The 19,890-nt window shown below is 65.5% G+C and carries 18 protein-coding genes and 1 tRNA gene; 7 read left to right on the top strand and 12 right to left on the bottom strand.

Annotated features, from left to right (window positions below):
- Positions 1 to 34: 34 nt before the first annotated feature.
- Complete coding sequence (locus QYR03_RS07315; RefSeq protein ID WP_076598122.1) at positions 35 to 238, top strand: cold-shock protein; 204 nt, start codon at positions 35 to 37, stop codon at positions 236 to 238.
- Between the two features lie 72 nt (positions 239 to 310).
- On the opposite strand, the gene QYR03_RS07310 is transcribed toward QYR03_RS07315, so the two are convergent.
- Positions 311 to 946, bottom strand: coding sequence for a DedA family protein (locus tag QYR03_RS07310; RefSeq protein WP_301712569.1), 636 nt, complete (start codon positions 944 to 946; stop codon positions 311 to 313).
- A 222-nt stretch (positions 947 to 1,168) separates the two neighbouring features.
- Between QYR03_RS07310 and topA the strand changes: the two genes are divergently transcribed.
- The gene (gene topA, locus QYR03_RS07305; RefSeq protein WP_301712568.1) at positions 1,169 to 4,096 is read left to right on the top strand and encodes a type I DNA topoisomerase; all 2,928 of its coding nucleotides are present in this window, start codon (positions 1,169 to 1,171) and stop codon (positions 4,094 to 4,096) included.
- 52 nt (positions 4,097 to 4,148) lie between these two features.
- Here the strand turns inward: topA and QYR03_RS07300 are convergent, their stop codons facing one another.
- Positions 4,149 to 5,642: an adenylate/guanylate cyclase domain-containing protein gene (locus QYR03_RS07300; protein ID WP_301712627.1), complete on the bottom strand. Its 1,494-nt coding sequence runs from the start codon at positions 5,640 to 5,642 to the stop codon at positions 4,149 to 4,151.
- A 249-nt stretch (positions 5,643 to 5,891) separates the two neighbouring features.
- Between QYR03_RS07300 and QYR03_RS07295 the strand changes: the two genes are divergently transcribed.
- Complete coding sequence (locus QYR03_RS07295) at positions 5,892 to 7,037, top strand: DNA polymerase III subunit delta' (protein ID WP_301712626.1); 1,146 nt, start codon at positions 5,892 to 5,894, stop codon at positions 7,035 to 7,037.
- A 98-nt stretch (positions 7,038 to 7,135) separates the two neighbouring features.
- Positions 7,136 to 7,211: transfer RNA gene (locus tag QYR03_RS07290), tRNA-Thr, on the top strand.
- A gap of 28 nt (positions 7,212 to 7,239) precedes the next feature.
- Here the strand turns inward: QYR03_RS07290 and QYR03_RS07285 are convergent.
- Together QYR03_RS07285 and QYR03_RS07280 are read right to left on the bottom strand one after the other, a co-directional pair.
- A complete protein-coding gene (locus QYR03_RS07285) occupies positions 7,240 to 7,698 on the bottom strand; it encodes a DUF4442 domain-containing protein (RefSeq protein WP_301712567.1) in 459 nt (152 codons plus the stop codon).
- Positions 7,699 to 7,806: 108 nt separating this feature from the next.
- Positions 7,807 to 9,468 carry an AMP-binding protein gene (locus QYR03_RS07280; RefSeq protein ID WP_301712566.1) on the bottom strand — a complete coding sequence of 554 codons (1,662 nt, stop codon included), beginning with the start codon at positions 9,466 to 9,468 and terminating at the stop codon, positions 7,807 to 7,809.
- Between the two features lie 291 nt (positions 9,469 to 9,759).
- Here QYR03_RS07280 and QYR03_RS07275 point away from each other — a divergent pair, with 291 nt between their 5' ends.
- Genes QYR03_RS07275 through QYR03_RS07265 form a run of 3 tightly spaced genes read left to right on the top strand, consistent with a single transcriptional unit; the run spans position 9,760 to position 12,378 of the window.
- Positions 9,760 to 10,605, top strand: coding sequence for a GDSL-type esterase/lipase family protein (locus tag QYR03_RS07275; protein ID WP_367620395.1), 846 nt, complete (start codon positions 9,760 to 9,762; stop codon positions 10,603 to 10,605).
- Between the two features lie 25 nt (positions 10,606 to 10,630).
- Complete coding sequence (locus tag QYR03_RS07270) at positions 10,631 to 11,749, top strand: S-(hydroxymethyl)mycothiol dehydrogenase (RefSeq protein ID WP_301712565.1); 1,119 nt, start codon at positions 10,631 to 10,633, stop codon at positions 11,747 to 11,749.
- An 8-nt stretch (positions 11,750 to 11,757) separates the two neighbouring features.
- Positions 11,758 to 12,378: an MBL fold metallo-hydrolase gene (locus tag QYR03_RS07265; protein WP_301712564.1), complete on the top strand. Its 621-nt coding sequence runs from the start codon at positions 11,758 to 11,760 to the stop codon at positions 12,376 to 12,378.
- A 22-nt stretch (positions 12,379 to 12,400) separates the two neighbouring features.
- Here the strand turns inward: QYR03_RS07265 and QYR03_RS07260 are convergent, their stop codons facing one another.
- The 8 genes from QYR03_RS07260 to QYR03_RS07225 are packed head-to-tail and all read right to left on the bottom strand — an operon-like array spanning position 12,401 to position 19,889.
- Positions 12,401 to 13,276, bottom strand: a complete 876-nt coding sequence (locus QYR03_RS07260; protein ID WP_301712563.1) for a thioredoxin domain-containing protein — start codon at positions 13,274 to 13,276, stop codon at positions 12,401 to 12,403.
- Between the two features lie 27 nt (positions 13,277 to 13,303).
- A complete protein-coding gene (locus tag QYR03_RS07255; RefSeq protein ID WP_301712562.1) occupies positions 13,304 to 13,744 on the bottom strand; it encodes a DUF2304 domain-containing protein in 441 nt (146 codons plus the stop codon).
- Positions 13,741 to 14,442, bottom strand: a complete 702-nt coding sequence (locus QYR03_RS07250) for a glycosyltransferase family 2 protein (protein WP_301712561.1) — start codon at positions 14,440 to 14,442, stop codon at positions 13,741 to 13,743. The genes QYR03_RS07255 and QYR03_RS07250 overlap by 4 nt, the downstream gene beginning before the upstream one ends.
- 10 nt (positions 14,443 to 14,452) lie before the next feature.
- Entirely contained in the window at positions 14,453 to 15,289 is an 837-nt protein-coding gene (locus QYR03_RS07245; protein WP_367620394.1) for a glycosyltransferase, read from the bottom strand.
- 2 nt (positions 15,290 to 15,291) lie between these two features.
- A complete protein-coding gene (rfbA, locus tag QYR03_RS07240; protein ID WP_301712560.1) occupies positions 15,292 to 16,155 on the bottom strand; it encodes a glucose-1-phosphate thymidylyltransferase RfbA in 864 nt (287 codons plus the stop codon).
- A 27-nt stretch (positions 16,156 to 16,182) separates the two neighbouring features.
- Positions 16,183 to 17,523 carry a sugar nucleotide-binding protein gene (locus QYR03_RS07235; protein WP_301712559.1) on the bottom strand — a complete coding sequence of 447 codons (1,341 nt, stop codon included), beginning with the start codon at positions 17,521 to 17,523 and terminating at the stop codon, positions 16,183 to 16,185.
- Between the two features lie 10 nt (positions 17,524 to 17,533).
- Positions 17,534 to 18,589, bottom strand: a complete 1,056-nt coding sequence (gene rfbB / locus QYR03_RS07230; RefSeq protein ID WP_259848957.1) for a dTDP-glucose 4,6-dehydratase — start codon at positions 18,587 to 18,589, stop codon at positions 17,534 to 17,536.
- A gap of 28 nt (positions 18,590 to 18,617) precedes the next feature.
- Positions 18,618 to 19,889: a hypothetical protein gene (locus QYR03_RS07225; protein WP_301712558.1), complete on the bottom strand. Its 1,272-nt coding sequence runs from the start codon at positions 19,887 to 19,889 to the stop codon at positions 18,618 to 18,620.
- Between the last annotated feature and the right edge of the window lies 1 nt (position 19,890).

Below are 19,890 nucleotides of genomic sequence, written 5' to 3'. Positions count from 1 at the left end.
GCACAGGCCGGAAATCACGAAAGGTTTGATCACAATGGCTACTGGAACAGTGAAGTGGTTCAACGCCGAAAAGGGCTTCGGCTTCATCGCTCCTGACGACGGCTCCGCCGACGTTTTCGTCCACTACTCGGAGATCCAGGGCAGCGGCTTCCGCACCCTCGAGGAGAACCAGCAGGTCGAATTCGAGATCGGCGAAGGCAGCAAGGGCCCGCAGGCACAGCAGGTGCGCGCGCTCTAACACCTAATAAACGTCCCGCACAACCCCGGCTCCTCCACCCCTTTGAACGGGGGAGGGGCCGGGGTTGCGCTGTTAAATCACGGACGTGCCCCGCCGCACGTCGTTCCACTCCGCAAAACGCAACTGCAGCTTCTGGATGGCGAAGCCGACCAAGGAGCCCAAGGTCACACCCACCAGCATGGCCAGCAGAGGGAAGTCGGAGAGGATGGAGCCGCCGACGTAGCCGACACCGACGCCGATGGTGACCCAGAGCAGGACGCCGATCGTGTCGTAAATGAAGAACAAGAACCAGTTGTAGCGCACCGAACCCAGGACAATTGTGGCCACCCAGCGCGCCCACGGCAGGAAGCGCGCCACGATGATGGTCACCCCCGCCCGCTTGTTCTGGTTGGCGCGCACCCACTCGATGGTCTTGCCGGCGCGCGACTCGGGGTCGAGCTGGTTGACCACCCGGATGAGTTTGCCGCCCAGCATGAAGCACAGGTTGTCGCCGATGATCGCTCCGATCGCCGCGGCACCGAAAATCCACCGCACATCCGGAATGCCTTGAGAGCCGGAAAAAGCGCCGGCCAAGTTGAGGACAGTCTCGGACGGCACCAGCGGGCACAGCGCATCAACGCTGATCAACAGACTCAGCAGCGGGTAGAAGAACGGGGTGGTCATGAGCTGCTCCAAGAATGCGACCAGCGAGTCCACTACTCCACTCACAGCGGCTAATCCTTCCCGTTTTCGTACCGTGCCGGCCCCGAACGCGGGTGCGGGGCAGACGTGACCTCTTGCGGAAAGTGTAGTGGGGCGGGAGTGGTTGGGGGTGGGCAGTGTTAACGTCGATAAGCGAAAAAGCGCTACCCCTCGTTTACGCCGCCGCGAAAATAGTGGTAGTTGTCTTTGAGAGAATCGTTGACGCGAATATTTAAGGAGTCACCCGGCGTGGCTGAGCAGAACGGACAGGGCAAGACCCTGGTCATTGTGGAGTCGCAGACGAAGGCGAAGAAGATCCAGAAGTACCTGGGTGATAGCTACTTCGTCGAGGCGTCTGTGGGCCACATCCGCGATCTTCCCGGCCGCGCTGCGGACATTCCCGCGAAATACAAGAAGGAGCCGTGGGCGAAGCTCGGCGTCAACCCGGAGGCCGAATTCCAGCCGATCTACGTGGTCAGCGCGGACAAGAAAAAGAAGGTCACGGACCTTAAAGCCAAGCTGAAAAAGAGCGACAAGCTCCTCCTCGCGACAGACCCGGACCGCGAGGGCGAGGCGATCGCGTGGCACCTGCTCGAGGTGCTCAAGCCGAAAGTGCCCGTCGAGCGCATGGTGTTCAACGAGATCACCGAATCCGCGATCCGCGAGGCCGCGGAGAACACCCGCGAGCTGGACATGGACCTCGTCGACGCGCAGGAAACGCGCCGCATCCTCGACCGCCTCTACGGCTACGAGGTCAGCCCCGTGCTGTGGAAGAAGGTCATGCCGCGCCTGTCCGCCGGCCGCGTGCAGTCCGTGGCCACGCGCGTCATTGTGGAGCGCGAACGTGAGCGCATGGCGTTCATCCCCGCGGAATACTGGGACCTCACCGCCTCGCTTGAACGCTCTGGCGAGACCTTCGACGCCAAGCTCACGCTTATCGACGGCTCCCGCATCGCCCAGGGCAAAGACTTCGACGACCGCGGAAAACTCAAAAATGACGAGCTCGTGGTGGTCGATGAGCAGGATGCCCGCTCCCTCGCGGATGCCTTGACCGGCCAAGACATGACAGTCACCGGCGTGGTGTCCAAGCCGTACACCCGCCGGCCGTACCCGCCGTTCATGACCTCGACGCTGCAGCAGGCCGCCGGTGCAAAACTACACTTCACGTCGGCCCGCACCATGCGCATTGCGCAGCGCTTGTACGAAAACGGCCACATTACCTATATGCGTACGGACTCGACATCCCTGTCCAAGCAGGGGCTCGACGCCGCGCGCTCGGCCGCCCGGGAACTCTACGGTGCCAATTTCGTGACCGACGCCCCGCGCCGCTACGACCGCAAGGTGAAGAACTCCCAGGAGGCGCACGAGGCGATCCGCCCGGCCGGCGAACGCTTCGCCACTCCCGGCGAGCTCGCCCGCTCACTGGACGCTGAGGAATTCAAACTCTACGAGCTGATCTGGCAGCGCACCGTCGCCTCCCAGATGGAAGACGCCCGCGGCACTTCGGTTACCGCGACGATCGCGGGCGCGGCGACTTCCGGCGAGAACGTCGAACTGTCCGCCTCCGGCCGCACCATCACCTTCCCGGGCTGGCTGCGCGCCTACTCCGACAACCAGGACAGCAAGGAAAAGCATCTGCCGCAGCTCGCGGAGGGCGATGCACTCACCGCCCAGGATGTCACCGCCGACGGCCACTCCACGAACCCGCCGGCACGCTACACCGAGGCCAGCCTGGTCAAGAAGATGGAGGAGCTCGGTATCGGGCGTCCGTCGACGTACGCGTCGATCATCAAGACCATCCAGGACCGCGGCTACGTCGCTCCGCGCGGCAACGCCCTGGTGCCGACGTGGGTCGCATTCTCCGTCGTGGGACTCATGGAGCAGAACTTCGACGCCCTCGTCGACTACGAGTTCACCTCCTCCATGGAAGACGAGCTCGATGAGATCGCCCAGGGCAACGAGAACCGCACACAGTGGCTGACGGGTTTCTACTTCGGCGACGCCGATGCCGACGAGACCACCGCAGAGGCCATCGCGCGCCGCGGCGGCTTGAAGGCGATCATCGAGAACAACCTCGAATCCATCGATGCCCGCCGCGTGAACTCCCTCGAGCTTTTCCGCGACGACCAGGACCGCCCGGTCTATGTCCGTGTTGGCCGCTACGGCCCGTACCTGGAGCGCCAGGTGGGCACGACTGCCGAGGGGGAGCCCGAGTACCAGCGCGCCAACCTGCCCGAGTCCACCACCCCGGACGAGGTCACCGAGGAGATGGCGGAGAAGCTCTTCGCCACCCCGCCGACCGGCCGCGAGCTGGGGGAGAACCCCGCCAACGGACGCACCGTCGTGGCCAAGGAGGGTCGCTACGGCCCGTATGTCACGGAGCTCGTGCGCGACGACGAGCGCGCCAAAGCGGAGGCCCGCGCTGAGGAGATCATCGCCGCCGAGCGCGCCGAGGAGGATGCCCAGCGCGCAGCCGAGGGAAAGCGCGCCAAGAACTGGGAGACCAAGACCGCGGCCAACCAGAAGGCGAAGCGCACCGAGCAGCTTATCGACGAGCAACTCAAGCCCTCCACCGCCTCCCTTTTCTCCTCCATGGAGCCGTCCTCGGTCACCCTGGAGGAAGCCCTGAAGTTGCTGTCCCTGCCACGCGAAGTCGGCGAGGACCCGGCCGACGGCGAGATGATCACCGCCCAGAACGGCCGCTACGGCCCCTACCTTAAGAAGGGCAGCGACTCACGTTCCCTGGCCTCCGAGGAGCAGATCTTTTCGATCACGCTCGACGAGGCACGCCGTATCTACGCGGAGCCCAAGCGCCGTGGCCGTGCTGCCGCCAAGCCGCCGCTGAAGATGCTCGGTGACAACGACGTCTCCGGCAAGCCTATGATGGTGAAGGACGGCCGCTTCGGACCGTACGTCACCGATGGCGAGACCAACGCGTCCCTCCAGCGCGGCGACACCCCGGAGACCATGACCGACCAGCGCGCCAACGAGCTGTTGTCCGCCCGCCGCGCCCGCGAGGCCGAGGAAGGCGCAGGAGGCGCCAAGAAGAAAGCCACCAGGAAGAAGGCGACCAAGAAGTCAGCTGAGAAAACGGCAAAAAAGACTGCCAAGCGTGCGGCGAAGAAGCCGCCGCAAACCACCAAGCGCGTGGTCAAGGCTGGCTCGCGGAAGAAGTAGCGCCGCGCCCCGCTTCCACGGCGGCGGGGTGTGGGCGTAAGGAGGGGCGCGTCTAGTACTTGTCCGCCATTGTCGCGCGGACAGGGCGGGCCAGCTGCGTCATCTTGTTGCGGCCGCGCAGCTCGATCGACTTCATCACGGTCCAGCGTGCTTTCTCGATCTCGTTGGCGCCCTTGAGCGTGGACAGGTTCGTCAGGACGCGGCCGGGGGAGTCCTTGGCCAACTCCGTCAACCGGGCCGCGGTGTTCACGGCATCGCCGATCACGGTGTACTCGAAGCGGTCCTGGCCGCCGATGTGGCCGGCGACGACGTGGCCGGAGGCGACACCGATGCCGGCGTCCAACTCCAACCCGTCGAGCTCCTGGCGCAGTTCACGGGCCGCCGTGAGGGCGTGGGAGGTGGAGTCGGTGACGGCGAGTGGTGCACCGAAGACGGCGAGGGCGGCGTCGCCCTCGAATTTGTTGATCACGCCTTTGTTCCGGTGGACGACATCGACGACGATCTCAAAGAATTCGTTGAGGGCGTCGACGACTTCCTCCGGAGTGTGGTTCACCGCGAAGTTGGTCGAGCCGATGACGTCGATGAACACGACCGCGACCTTTCGGTCCTCGCCGCCCAGCTCCGGCTGCTCCTCGAGGGCCTTCTGGGCGACTTCGCTGCCGACGTACTGGCCGAAGATGTCGCGGACGCGCTGGCGCTCGTTCAGGCCGCGCATCATCTCGTTGAAGCCGGCCTGCAGGACGCCGAGCTCGGAGGCGTCGTAGATATCCACCTGGGTGTCGGTCTCGCCGCGGCGGACGCGGTTGATGGCTTCCTGCAGCTCCTTGATGGGGTCGACGACGCTCATGGTGGCGAAGGCGGTGCCGGCCATGCCGGTCACGATGGCGGTGAGCGCTAGCGCGGACACCGACGGCATGAGCTCGCCCGCAGTGTCACCGAAAAAGCCGTTGCTCTGCGCCGCGAGGAGGAACAGAATGCCGATCAGCGGCACACCGGAAGACATGAACCACGTCATGTACAGGCGCTGCTTGATCGGCGGCTCGAGTGTCGTGTCCGCGAAGCGCTTGGACAAGGTGTTCGCCGCGACGGGGCGGACGAGACGTTCGGCCTGGACATAGGTGAGCACGCAGGTGACCAGGCCAGCCATGAGCGTGGACACGGCGACGACCAGGGCGAGCCTGCCGTTGACGCGTGACGCGGCGGCGGTGGCGATGAGGATGCCGATGAACCAGATGATGGCCACGATGAGCGTCTGCAGTGCCGGGATGCGCAGCACGAGGTTGCGCACCACGTACGGGTCGAAGTCGTCGGGCCTGCGCTGGTAGAGCAGCACAGACCTGAAGAGCAGGTACGACACGAGGCCGCCGATGAAGACCGCGAAGACCAGGTAGAGGATGCCCACCGGGGCGAAACCGGCGGCGACTTTGCCGAGTTCGCGCGCTTCCGGCATGGGGATGAGATAGCGGACGAAGGCCATGATCGCGATGGCGCTCGCCACGTTGGTGAACAGCAGCACGGATGCGTACAGGGGCCATGGGGTTCCCATGAGCCACCGGAGTCCGTGCCAGAAGTTCTTCACGTTGCACTACTCTACGTTGCCTGCTGTCGCAATAGTCTCAATAGTCGCAATGCGTGATGCCCGACCTGTTTTCCGCCGCGTGCGCCGTGGTCGGGGTGCCCCACTAGGCTAGGACGCGTGACTGCGCCGACGACCCCCTCAGACCCCGCCGGGAACACGCCTTTCCGCAGCGTGTCCGACCGGCTCGCGGACATTCCCACGGTCCGTTCCGTGATCATGGCGGCGGCTGCCGCGGCCCGCGGGGTGGAGGGCTCCGACCCGCACGCGATGACCCATTCGTGGCTGTTCACGGGTCCGCCGGGGGCGGGGCGCTCTACGTCAGCGCTCGCGTTCGCCGCGGCGCTCATGTGCACCGACCCCGACGAGATCGGGTGCGGGCGCTGCCAGGCGTGCCGCGATGCGCTGTCGGGCTCGCACACGGATGTCGTCCACATCGTTCCGCAGGAGTTGGGCATCAAGGTGGAGACGGTGCGCGGGATCATCCAGCAGGCCGCCCGGTTGCCGTCAGTGGCGAAGTGGCGGGTCGTGGTCATCGACGACGCGGACCGCTTTTCGACGGCTGCGGCCGACGCCTTCCTCAAAACCGTCGAAGAGCCTCCCGAATCCACCGTGATCATTATGTGCGCCCCCTCCACAGATCCGGAGGATTTCTCAACCACACTGAGGTCGAGGTGCAGGCATGTGTATGTGCCGGCACCGTCGACAAGCGAAATTGTGCGTTTGTTGATGAGCGAGGAAGGCGCCTCCGAAGCTGATGCGCGTCTGGCGGCCGCGACGTCGCTGCACCATGTCGGGCGTGCGCGACGGCTGGTGCGCAGCGAGGCAGCGCAGCGCAGGCGTGCGAGCGCGATCAACCTCGCAGAGCTCGTCTTCCACGGCGACCAGGCATTTCAAGCCGTCGCCGCCCTGGTGAAATCCGCTGACGCCGAAGCGAAAGACGCCTACGCCGAAGCCGACGAGGAAGAGCGCGTCAAACTCGAAAACGCCCTCGGCATGGGCGCGAAAGGCAAGGGTGCGGCGCGTGCGCTGAAGGGCGCGTCCGGGTCGCTGAAGGAGCTCGAAGCCAAGCAAAAAGCCCGCGGCACGCGCCGGCTCCGCGACGTTTTAGACCTCACTCTCGTTGACCTCGCCGGCATCTACCGCGACGCGATGGTCATCGGCGCTGAGAGCGGGCTTGAACTCATCCACCCGGACTACGAGGGTCTGTCGCGGGAGATCGCCGGCCGCGTCGACCTTGCTGGCCTCACCGAATGCCTCGACGCCATCGCGCAGTGCCGCGAGCGCCTCGACCAGTCCGTGCTGCCCGTCATCGCGTTCAACGGCATGCTCGGCCGCATCCGCAGGGCCTGCGACGTCAGCTGACCGTAACAGTATTCCTATCCGCGGTTTTTGCTGCGGCGCGCTCGTCGATTAAGCTATCCCCTCGGAACTAGACGCGTCCTAAGATGTGCGCTGGTCCGGCCGCCTTAGCTCAGTCGGTAGAGCATCTCACTCGTAATGAGAAGGTCGCGAGTTCGATTCTCGCAGGCGGCTCCACCGAAACCCCAACTCACCAGAGCTGGGGTTAATTCTTTTGGTTCAGGCGGTAGTACACCTGGCGCCGCACGTGCGCGACCGTGTCGCCTTCTTCGTCGACGATGTCGACGTCGAACCAGTGGAGGTACTTCTCGCCGCCGGCGGTCTTCTCCTTGATGAGCTCGTAGGTCTCGTTAGGGATGCGCATGTCGGCGGTGAGTGTGCCGCGGCCGGGCTTCACAAATTGGATTTCGCCGGCGGTGTCCCAGATCTTGTAGTCCTTGCCCAACCGGTGCATGGAGGCGAGCATGAAGAACGGGTCGGTCATGGCGGACATGGTGCCGCCGAAGGCGACGCCCATGGCGTTTTTGGTCAGCATGTTCGGCTTGTGGGTGACCACGACGCGGGTGCCGTCGTCGGTGAATTCCTTGATTTTCACGCCGGCGCCGAAAAGCGGGGGCCAGAACTGCATGAAATTCTTCAGCTGGCGGGCAGAGAAGTGGGCCACTGTCGGGTGCTCCTTTGCGTATGGGGCAAGTGTGCTCTAGTTCACGAACTTCCCAAACTATACGCTGCCCCCCGCCGCCGAACCCGCGGGCAGCTCAGCTGGTTGCGGCTAGTTGCCGCGGCGGGATTCGGGGAGGAACCGCGGCATGATTTTGCCGGTTGGGTTGCGGGGCAGGAAGTCGACGAAATTGACGTCGCGGGGGATGGAGTGGTGGGCGAGTTTGTCGCGGATCCAGTCGCGAACAGCATCGGCGGTGAGCGAGCGGCCGGCGGCGTCGTCGGAGCGGACGACCCAGACGGCGATGCGTTTGAAGGTGTCTTCGTCGGCGACGCCGCCCGCGTAGACATCGGCGACGCCGGGCATCGGTTCGAGGGTCTCGGTGACGGACTGGGGGTGGACGTTCTCGCCGCCGATGATGAGCATGTCGTCGTTGCGGCCGAGCACGTGGAGGCGCCCGAGTTCGTCGAAGTAGCCGCGGTCGCCCATTTCGATCAGGCCGTCGATCATGACTAGGGGAGTCTCGGGGTTGGAGTAACCCTTCAGCGCGGTCTCGTTGTTGAGGAAGATGCGGCCGGGTTCGCCTTGGGGGACTTCGTTGCCGGAGTCGTCGTAAAGCTTGATTGTGCTGCCGGGTACGACACGGCCCGCGGCGGTGGGGTGCGCGACGATATCGTCGGCGGTGGCCACGGTGGCGAGCGAGAGTTCGGTGGAGCCGTAAATATTCGCCAGGATGGGGCCGAAGCGTTCGTGGACGCGCGCGACGACATCGGGGGTCAGTGCGTTGCCGGACGAGGCGATCCACTTGAGCGTCGAGGTGTCCCACTGCTCGTTTTCGGGCAGATCGAGCATCTGCTTGTAGAAGATCGGGGACGAGATGAGCCCGTCGACGCGGAAGTCCTGGATCTGCTTCATTGCGGTCGCCGGGTCGAATTCACGCTGCGTGACAATCGTGGAGCGTGAACCAAGCCCCACCAGCAGCGTCGCCCAGCCCCACGTGTGGAACATCGACGCGGATTGCAGCACCGTCTGGTTCGCGTACCACGGCACGGCGGATAGCAGCCCGGTCAGCACGAACGGCATCTTCGGCTCATTGCGCAAAATGCCCTTCGGCACGCCGGTCGTGCCCGAGGACATCAGGACGATGTCGCCTTGAGTCGGGAGGAGCGGAAGTGTCGGCAGGTCAGCATCAGAGGCAAGCAGCTTATCGACGCTTCCCTCACTTTCCCCTCCATACCCCCACACCACAGCCACACCGTCCATGGCCGGGTGATCGGCCGGGAGGCGGTCGGCGAATTCGGCGTCGACGAACAAGACGTTGATGTCGTTTTCCTCGATGCAGCCCGCGAGCTGTTCCGGGGAGGAGCCGATGTTGAGCAGGAAGGCGGCGCCGCCGGCGTAGCTCTTGGCTGCGAAAGGAATGACGAAGTGGCGGCCGTTGCGCGCCATGATGCCGATGCGCAGCTCACGCAGGCTAGCGTCGCGCTTGTGCTTGAGCAGCCACCGGGCCAGCTTGCGGGAGGTGTCGCGGAGTTGCTGGTAGGTGAGGAGGCCAGAGTCGTCGATAAGCGCGGTGCGTTCCGGGCAGCAGCGTGCGCCTTGCTCGACCTCGCGGGCGGCGGTGATGCCCCAGCGCGGCAGATCGCCGAAGCCACGGAGGAAAACGCCCGGGCCACCCTCGAAGCTGACGATGCGGCGCTGCACGATCAGCGACGCCAGCTCTGCGAAGGCGCCCACGCGCTGGATGGGGGAGTAGCTGCTTTGATTCGCCATGGTTGCGTGTGTGTCCTTCGCTGTCGGGGTCGGGCGGCGGCCGCGGAAAACGTGCTCCGCTCAATTCCTGGTGCTAGGGGTATCACACTGTTATCGTTTTGACAGGGATATTTTGTTAGACCCAACCCAAAAACTAGTGAACAGAGTTAACAATGAGGTTATTGCGGCCTGTGTGGTAATTGGTTGTGTAACATACACTTCGGAAAATCCGACCACTTAACTGTGAGGCCATTTGCGCCGCCTGTGAAAAACACCTCCCGTCAACCACACCGACCAGCAGAAAGTAGATGGATGATGCTCACCCACACCCGCCGCCGCGTCACCGCCTTCGTTGTCGCCGCCTTGATGGGCGTCGGAATCGTCGCCGGGCCGGCCACCCCGAATGCTCACGCCGACAACGGCAACATGGTTATCTTCGGCGATTCCGTCGTCGCCGACGCCCCGTCGCTCGAATACCTCAGCGCCCGCGTCGGCACGCACCCGAACGGTAAGTCCGACCCGGCACGCTGGTGCCCCACGAGCGGCAACAACTTCGGCAAGCAGGCCGCCCGCCGCCTCGGTCTCCAGCCCCGCGACTTCTCCTGCCCGGGTGCTGTGACCATCTCCCGCGGCCCGAACGTGGTCACCCAGATCGACCGCGCTGTGCGCGAGCGCGGCCTCGACAGAAACACCAAGCGCGTCGTCCTGCAGGTCGGCTTCAACGACACCTACAATCACCGCGGCGAAGACCCGAAGAAGATCCGCCGCGACTACGTCAACTTCATGCGCCCGCAGGTGGACAAGATCCGCCGCGCTGCGCCGAACGCGCGCATCCAGATCGTCGGCTACCCGACGATCACCGGCGGCGACCGCGTCTGCCTCTTCCACGTCGGCCCGAACATGTACGATGCCACCCCGATCCCGGAGGTGCGCTACTGGGAGGATCTCGCGCAGTGGATGAACGTGGACCTCGCGAAAGCCACCGGCACCCAGTTCGTCGACTTCAAGCCGGGCACCCGCAACAACGGCATGTGCGCGCGCGACGAGGACCGCGAATTCGCCGGTCTCATCGACTTCTACGCTGGCCCCGGCAACATGCCGATCCACGTGACGCAGCGCGGCCACGCCCGCCTGGCAGGCCTCCTCGCAGCGTCCTAGCGCAGATTTCCCTACGCTCGGAGGCATGACGAATAGCGAGCAGCAAACCGAGCAAACAGTCAAGGGCGTCATCGCCCGCGAGAAGGGCGCCGAGGTGGAGATCGCGGATATCGTGATCCCCGCCCCGGGTCCCAACGATGTCGTTGTGAAGGTCCAGGCCACCGGTGTGTGCCACACGGACCTGGCGTACCGCGACGGCGATATCGAGGACGCGTACCCGTTCCTCCTCGGCCACGAAACCGCCGGCACCGTCGAGACAGTCGGAGAAGACGTCACGCACGTCGCCCCCGGCGATTTCGTCGTGCTCAACTGGCGTGCGGTGTGCGGCGAATGCCGCGCGTGCCGCAAGGGCGACACGAAGAACTGCTTTGCCACCCACAACGCCTCGCAGAGCATGACGCTTGGCGACGGCACGCCCCTCACACCCGCCCTCGGCATCGGCTCCTTCGCTGAGAAAACCCTCGTGCACGAAAAGCAGTGCACCAAGGTGAACCCCGATGAAGACCCCGCCGCCGCAGGGCTTCTGGGCTGCGGCATCATGGCGGGCCTCGGCGCCGCGGTGAATACCGGCGACATCCAGCGTGGCGAGACTGTCGCCGTCTTCGGCCTCGGGGGAGTCGGCTTGGCCGCCGTCGCCGGCGCCGCTCTGGCGGGGGCGCGGAAGGTGGTGGCGGTGGACGTCGACAAGCGCAAATGCGATGCCGCCACTGAGCGTTTCGGTGCCACCGACGCGCTCTGCAGTAAAGACATGAGCGAAGACGAGGTCATCGACCGCGTCCGCGAACTCACCGGCGGCTACGGCCCCGATGTCACCATCGATGCCGTCGGCATCCAGCCCACCTGGCGGCAAGCGTTCTACTCCCGCGACCTCGCCGGGCGCATGGTCATGGTCGGCGTGCCCAACCAGACCGACCACGTGGACATCCCCGCTATCGACCTCTACGCGCGCGGCGGCTCCATCAAGCCCGCCTGGTACGGCGACTGCCTGCCCGAACGCGACTTCCCCACCTACGTCGACCTCCACCTCGACGGAAGGTTCCCGCTCGGGGAATTCGTCTCCGAACGCATCGGCCTCGGCGACATCGAATCCGCCTTCACCAAAATGAAGCAGGGCGACGTGCTGCGCTCTGTCGTCGAACTCTAAGGAGCACCATGAAGATCGAGAACGTAGTCACCTCCGGCCTGTTCAAGCTCGACGGCGGCGAATGGGAAGTGGACAACAACGTCTGGATCGTCGGCGACGACTCCGAGGTCCTCATCATCGACGCCGCGCACGACGCCGAAGCAATCGCGAAAGCCGTAGGGGACCGGAAGGTCACAGGCATCGTCGCCACCCACGGCCACAACGACCATGTCGACGCCGCGCCGCTTTTGAGCAAGCTTGTCGACGCCCCCGTCTACCTCCACCCCGGCGACGACATGCTCTGGGGCGAGGCGAACCCGCAAGAACCTTTCGAGCCGCTTTCCGACGGCCAGATCTTCACCATCGCCGGCACCGAACTCAAAGTTCTGTCCACCCCCGGCCACTCGCCGGGCTCCGTGGTGCTCTACGCCGAGGAAGCCGGTGAACTCTTCTCCGGCGACACCCTGTTCCAAGGCGGCCCCGGTGCGACTGGACGGAGCTTCTCCTCCTTCGACACCATCATCGAATCACTGCAGAAGTCGGTTCTCGACCTGCCGCCCGAGACCCGAGTGCGCACCGGCCACGGCGACAGCACCACCGTCGGTGCGGAGGCGCCCCACCTCGAGGAGTGGATCCGGCGCGGCTACTAGGCGCCGATACTAGCCGCAGTTCCTAGCTCTGGACCGTCTTCTTCAGCTCGCTGTTGATGACCTTGCGGAAGTCCTCGATCGGCAGCGCGCCGCCGATGAACTCGTTGTTGACGATGAAGCCCGGTGTCCCCGTGATGCCCAGGCCCTGCGCGTAGTCGAGGGCTTCGTCGAGCGCCTTGTCGTATTTGTCGCTGGTGGCGTCGGCGCGGAATTTCTCGATGTCCGGCACACCCGCCGCTTCGGCGAAGCCCACGAAGTCCTCGATGTCGTAGCCCGGGTGGCCGTCCACCTTGCCCGCTTCGGCGAAGTACGCCTCCTTGTACTCTGCGAATTTGCCCTGTTCGGCGGCCGCACGGCCGGCCCGTGCGGCAGCTTCCGCCGAGTCGCCGTTGATCGGCATGTCGTTCCACTCGATGCGCACGTAGCCCTTATCGACGTACTCCTTCATCAGTTCCGGCTCCGTCTGGACCGTGTGGCGGATGCAGAAAGGGCAGTCCCAGTCCGTGAACTCGGCGATGACCACCGGGGCGTCCACAGCGCCGACTGCGAACGGGTCGTTCGGGTCGCGGCGGGCAGAATTGGAAATATCCTTGCGCGAGGTGACCTCCGCGCCCGGGCCGTGAATCATGGCGGCTTCTTCGTTGGCCTGTGCCTCGGTGAATTCGGTGCCCGGCTTGGCATCCTCCGGGATCTCGGTGACTGGCGCGGACGCGTCATCGGCTAAGTGCTGTCCGGAGGCGATCTCGTTCGTGGCACGCTCGTGGCCCTGGTGGTCGCCGATGATGTAGCCGCCCACACCGGTGCCCAGTGCCAGAACGGCGGTGAAAGCCCACATCACAGGGGGCACCTTCGACCCGCCGCGGCTGTTCTTGTTGTCCTCGCTCGAGTTCGTGCTCATGGGCACCAAGCTTAGTCGGCTGTTGCGTTAATTTTGCTGCGGCCCCTGCGAACGCGCATCCAGGGTACCCTGGGTGTCTTGGGTGCCTTGGGGGCCTTGAGCACCTTGCGCACCCTGTGCCCCCGGAAGCGGTGCCGGGGCGGCCGGCGGCACCGCGTTCTGCAGGGCTACCGCCCGGGCGAGGCGCGCGTAGCGGAGCTCCTGCTCGCGGAATCGCACCCACGTGGACATCGTGGTGAAGAAGAACGCGATGATCAGCGTGTACAGCATCAGGTCGGTGCCGCGGTCGACTCCGAGCCATTGCGCCAGGATGGTCAGGTCGTCGGGTCGCAGAATCGCCCACACCGCGGCGATCACCAGGACGAGGAAGCCGAGTTTCACCCACGCCTTCACGTTGGCCTTTTTGCGGTTGGTGAAGAAGTACAGGACTAATACTGTCGCGGCGATCAGCAAGAGAATCTGGATCATGGGAGCCTCCTGGCGACGAGTCCGTCGGCGAGAATATTCACGCCGTTGACCAGCGACTGCCCCTTGGACATGGAGTAGTCGGTGTAGAGGATGTCCACGGGTTCCTCGGCGACGCGCCAGTTCTGTTTGTCCATCATGGTGACGATCTCGGAGGCGTGGGACATGCCGTTCATGCGGATATTCATCTCGGATGCCACTTTGGAGTTGAAGGCGCGGAGACCGTTGTGGGCGTCGGTGAGCCCGAGCTTGCGGTTGCGCGGGGACAGGAACACGACGGTTTTGAGCACGATGCGCTTGATCCAGGGGACGTTGTCGGTGCCGGAGCCGTCGGCGAAACGCGTGCCGACGATGATGTCCACCGGTTCCGTCCTGAGCCTCTCCACCATGCGCACGACGTCGTGCACCTGGTGCTGCCCGTCGGCGTCGAAGGTGACGAAGTATTTCGCTCCCGGCTGCGCCCGCGCGTACTCGACACCTGTCTGGATCGCCGCGCCCTGGCCGAGGTTGACTGGGTGGTTGACCAGGTGCGCGCCAGCGGCGTGGATGTCGGCGGCGGAGTTGTCGGCGGAGCCGTCGTTGACGGCGACGATATTGGGGAAGGTCTGCAGGGCGTTCCGCAGCACATCCCCGATGACGGGTCCTTCGTTGTAGCAGGGTACGACGAGCCATGTGTCGTCGAAGGGGCGCTGCTGGGTCATGAACGGAACTCTAGTCCCCGCGGTGGAATAAGCGGGAGTAAACGCGCCGCATCGCGCTCAAGGGGAGGGCGCGGTAGAGGTTGCGGGCGAGGTAGTTCGCGGCGGCGCGCGGCTGCGAGATGAGCCCATAGCTGATGAGCGCGCGTTGCATTTCGCGTTCGGCGCGCCGCGTTTCGGGGGTGGTGCGGCGTTTGAGCTGGGCGTCGTTCACGCGGAAGTAGGTGAGGGGTTCAGGTAGGTTGTGGAGTTTCTTGCCGCCGGCGATGAGGCGCGCCCACAGGTCGTAGTCCTCCATGTTGTGCATGGGGCGGTAGCCCCCGACGTCGCGGATGTCGGCGACGCGCATGAGCACCGACGGGTGGTTCATGGGCGAGTTGATTTTCACGTACCGCGCGATCGCGTCGTTGTTTTCGGGGAGGCGGCGCACGCCGCCGAAGGAGTCGCCGTCGAATTCCTGCATGGCGGTTCCGAGCACGGAGATCTCGGGGTGCGCGGCCATGAAGGCCAGTTGCTTTTCCAGCCTCTCGGGGAAGGCGGCGTCGTCCGAGTCGAGCCGGGCGACGTATTCCGTGTCCACGTCCGCCAGTCCCGCGCGCAGCGCGATGCCGAGTCCGCGGTTGTCGGGCAGCGTCACGGTGTCCACGGACGACAGCAGCTTATCGACGTCCCCTTCCACCGGCCCGTCCTTCACCACCAGCACCCTCTCCGGCGGGCGTGTCTGGGCGGCAATGCTGTCCAGGGCGTGGGCGAGCTCCTCGGCCGTGGTGTTGCGGTAGACCGACATGAGGACGGTGACGGCACCGGAGCGGAGCTCACTCCGGTCGTTGTGCTCGGGTTGGTTGTTCACGTTCACTCCCGTGCTGCGTCGATGAGGTAGTGGCCGTAGCCGGATTTGAACATCGGCTCGGCGAGGTCTTCCAGGGCGGCGGCGTCGATGAAGCCTTGGCGGTAGGCGGCGACTTCGGGTGAGCCGATGACGGTGCCGGTGCGCTTCTGGATCACTTCGACGTACGAGCTGGCTTCACTCATGGAGTCGATGGTGCCGGTATCCAACCACACGTCGCCGCGGTGGAGCCGGTGGACCTTGAGGTCGCCGCGGCGCAGGTAGGTCTCGTTGACGCTGGTGATCTCGAGCTCGCCGCGCTCCGACGGGGTGATGGTCTTGGCGATGTCGACCACGTCGTTGTCGTAGAAGTACAGGCCCACCACCGCGAAATTGGATTTCGGTTCGGCAGGTTTTTCCTCGATGGCGGTTGCGGTGCCGTGCTCGTCGAAGCTGACCACACCGTAACGTTCAGGGTCGGAGACTTCGTAGGCGAAGATGGCGCCGCCGTCCGGGTCGTAAGCGTCGCCCATGAGGCGGGACAGTTCAGCACCATCGAAGATGTTGTCGCCGAGCACGAGGGCGACGGAGTCCCCGCCGATGAAGTCCTCCCCGATGATGAAGGCCTGGGCGAGGCCGTCGGGGGAGGGTTGGACGGCGTAGTCGAGCATGAGGCCCCAGGAGGAGCCGTCGCCGAGCAGGCGTTTGAACGCGTCCTGGTCCTCCGGGGTGGTGATGATCAGGATCTCCCGGATCCCCGCGCTGATCAGTGTAGACAGCGGGTAGTAGATCATCGGCTTGTCGTAGATGGGCATGAGCTGCTTCGAGATGCCCTTGGTGATCGGGTACAGCCGAGTGCCCGACCCGCCGGCGAGAATGATGCCCTTCATGGTTGGGATTCTAGCGGGGCCAGCAGCCTAACCGATGTACAAGGCGAGTGCCACGCGCCAGTTCGTCGGGGTGAACCCGGTGGCTTCGATCTTGTCCAGCGTCAGCGTGGACTCGGCCGGCCGCGGTGCTTCGGGGCCGAACTCGGCCTGGTAGTCGGCGGAGCTGACGGGGTGGACGTCGGCCGGGTCGGCACCGGTGGCGACGTACACGGCCATGGCGATCTCGTCGCGCGTGGCGGCATCGCCGGAGGAGGTGATGTTGTAGATGCCGTACTCCGCACCCGTCTCGAGGAGGTGCACGATCCCGCGTGCGAGGTCCTCCGCCCATGTCGGGCGGCCGCGCTGGTCGTTGACCACCTTCGGCGAGACACCCTCGCGCGCGAGCCGAGCCATCGTGGCCATGAAATTGCCGCCGTCGCCGAAGACCCAGCTCGTACGCACAATGTAGTGCTTGCGTGCCGCCGCAGCTGCGGCTTCGCCCGCGCTTTTCGACGCCCCGTACACCCCCAACGGACTCGGCACCTCAGCTTCGGTGTGTTCGGCCGCCGTGCCGTCGAAGACGTAGTCGGTGGAAACATTCACCAATGTCAGGTCGAACCGGTTTGCGACCTGCGCCAGCTTCGCCGGCCCAAGGGCATTGACCTCCCACGCAGCAGTCCTGCCCTCAGCGGTCTCAGCCCCGTTGACATCATTGAAAGCCGCTGCGTTGATGATCGCCGAGTACTGCGACCAATCGCGTGCCTGGAGCATCTTCTCCGCTGGCCAGGTCAGGTCGAAGTCCGTGTGCCCGCAGAAATCCGCGTCGGGCAGCAGCGCCCGCAAAGCGCGGCCCAACTGACCGTCCGCCCCGAGGATGAGGGGACGGCGGGGAGGGACAGGGGAGGCGTCGATAAGCGGCGGATGGGTGAGATCCTTGGGCGAAACTTCTGTGGGCTCGAGCGGCCAGTCGATCTCCTTGTACGAGCAGAACGCGTAACGAGCATCCGGCGACCAGCGCGCATTGCACAGGTAGATGTACGTCGTGGAGTCCTCGAGCGCCTGGAAGCCGTTCGCCACCCCGCGCGGCACGAAGACCGCCGTATCCGGGCCGATCTCGCAACCGAATGTCGCACCGTACGTCTCCGAACCCTCGCGCATGTCCACCCACGCGCCGTACACGCGCCCCGTGGCTACCGACACGTACTTATCCCACGGCTCCGCGTGCATCCCCCGCGTCGCTCCCCGCGACGCGTTGAAGCTCACGTTGTTCTGCTCCACCCGCAGCGTTGGTGTGCCCGCCCAATTCTCCTTGAACCACCCGCGGTTGTCGCTGTGGAGTTCAAGACGGTGGACTGTGAGGCCGTCGATAGGCGTGCTTGTGTCCGGCATGCCCAACACTCTACTGGCCGCGCGCGGCGTAGCCCTGCTCAACAGCATCCTTCGCGCCGCGCCACCACGCCTCGTTGTCGCGGTACCACGCGATCGTCTGCTCCAGGCCCTCGCGCATCGAGCGCGTCCGCGGCCGCCACCCGAGCTCCCGCGTAAGCTTCGACGCGTCCATCGCGTACCGCTGGTCGTGCCCCGGACGGTCGGCTACGTGCTCGTACTCGCCGCCCATCAGCTCGCAGATGAGCTCGATGATCTCCTTGTTCGAATGCTCCCCGTCGGCGCCGATGTTGTACGTCGCCCCTTTGCGGCCGCGGTTCAGGATCGTCAGGACCGCGTCGTTGTGGTCGTCGACGTGGATCCAGTCGCGCACCTGCTCGCCCGTGCCGTACAGCTTCGCCGGACGCCCCGTGAGCAGGTTCGTGATCTGCCGCGGAATGAATTTCTCCACGTGCTGGTACGGCCCGTAGTTATTCGAGCAATTCGAGATCGTCGCGTTGATCCCGAACGAGCGCACCCACGCCCGCACCAGGTGGTCCGACCCTGCTTTCGTCGCGGAATACGGCGACGACGGACGGTACGGGGTCTCCTCTGTGAACCGCGCTGGGTCGTCGACGGAGAGGTCGCCGAAAACTTCGTCCGTGGAGACGTGGTGGAACCGGTTGCCGTGCTTGCGTGCGGCCTCCAGCAGCGTGAATGTGCCCACCAGGTTCGTCTGCACGAACGGGGAGGGGTCGCGCAGCGAGTTGTCGTTGTGCGATTCCGCCGCGAAATGCACGACCGTGTCCGCCTCCGCGCACAGCTTATCGACGAGCCCCCCGTCCTCCACGCGTCCCTCCACCAGCTCCACAGTGCCCGTGTCTGGGCCTGGGCCCGTGCCGGTGCCGGCGAGTCCTGCGAGGTTGTCCGCGTTTCCCGCGTAGGTGAGGGCGTCGAGCACCACGATCTTCGTTTCCGGCTGTCGGTCGGCGACCATGCGCACGAAATTCGCGCCGATGAAGCCGGCGCCGCCGGTGACGAGCATGGTGGAGGACTGCGGATGCTGCGGGCACTTCGGGGGCTGGGTCATAGGGGTCATCGTAGTTGGGGGGGCTCTGTCAGGCATGGCGCGCTGCGCCCGCGAGCCCCGCCAGGTGGACTGCCGCGCCGACGAGAGGCCCGACAGTGAGCGCAAGGATCACAGTGGCGGTCACCCCTGTGCCGAGCGTTGCAGGCAGCGCGAAGAGAAGGCCGAAGGCGGCGGCCGCGCCGGTGACCCAGCCGGCGACGTACCAGGTGTGCTGTTCCAGCGCCAACACCGCTGTGCCCGTGATGATGAGGGCACCCATGATCGCGGAGGCGAAGGTCAGCAGCCCGAGGGGGACACCGGGGACGAACAGCTCGGGCGGGAAGAAGGCCCGCAGGATCCACGGCCCCACCAGCCACGCAGCCACGAAGCCGACCGAGCCGACGCTGAGGATCGCGCCGATGGGGACGGCCAGCGATGAATAGATGCGGCTGCGCTGTTCCACGAAACGCACCACGAGCGCGGACTGGAAGCGCTGCAGCGGGACGAGCACCGGGGCGCGGGTCAGCAGGACGGCCTGGTTGACGGCGGCGACTGCGGCACCAGTGACAGAGCCTGTGCCCGCGTCTGCGCCTACGCCCGAGCCCATGTCTGCCCCGGCACCGGCGGCGAACGCCGCGGTGGTCATGGCGGGGAAACCCGTGATCAGTAGGGCGGAGGCACCGGTGGCCAGGACGGCGGATAGGACGCGGCGGACGAAGACCGCACGGTCGACGTCGAGGGCTGCGCGGATCTGGCCGCGGGCCTGCCCCGACGAAGCCAGGACCGCCACCCACGAAGCCGCGCCGATCACAGTGATGGCCAAGAACGCGGGCAGACCCCAACCGGCGGCCCAGGCGACGCACGCGAGCACGAGACGGATCCCGGAGTCGAGGGCGACGAGGCCGGCGTACTGGTTCCACAGACCTGCGCCGCTCAGGATGCCGGAGAGGACAGCCTGAAAAACATAGCTGCCCAGGCCGAACACCAGCAGGGCGGTGGCCAGGCGGGGAGTCGGCGGAACAAGGTGCCCCATCGCGGCGACGCCGGCAGCCAGAGTCAACGCGGCGACCGCCGCAGCAGCGATCCCGGCGAGGAGCCACGGGCTCGCCGACCCGCGCACCCCGCGTTCGCGTGCGGAAGCGACAGCGCGGGTGGTCTCCTGCGTGATGCCGTCGATGAAGCCGGCCGACGCGAAGAATAAGCTCCAGTACGCCTGGAACAGCGGCATCTGGGTGCCCGCGTCGAGGGACCAGGATGCGACCCAGAGCACCACGAAGCCGGACAGCGCGGCGAACAGGGTCGCGAAGGAAAGCGATTTCATC

The sequence above is a fragment of the Corynebacterium sp. P4-C1 genome, assembly GCF_030503595.1.
Classification (GTDB): Bacteria; Actinomycetota; Actinomycetes; order Mycobacteriales; family Mycobacteriaceae; genus Corynebacterium.
This window is presented reverse-complemented; position numbering and strand designations above follow the sequence as displayed.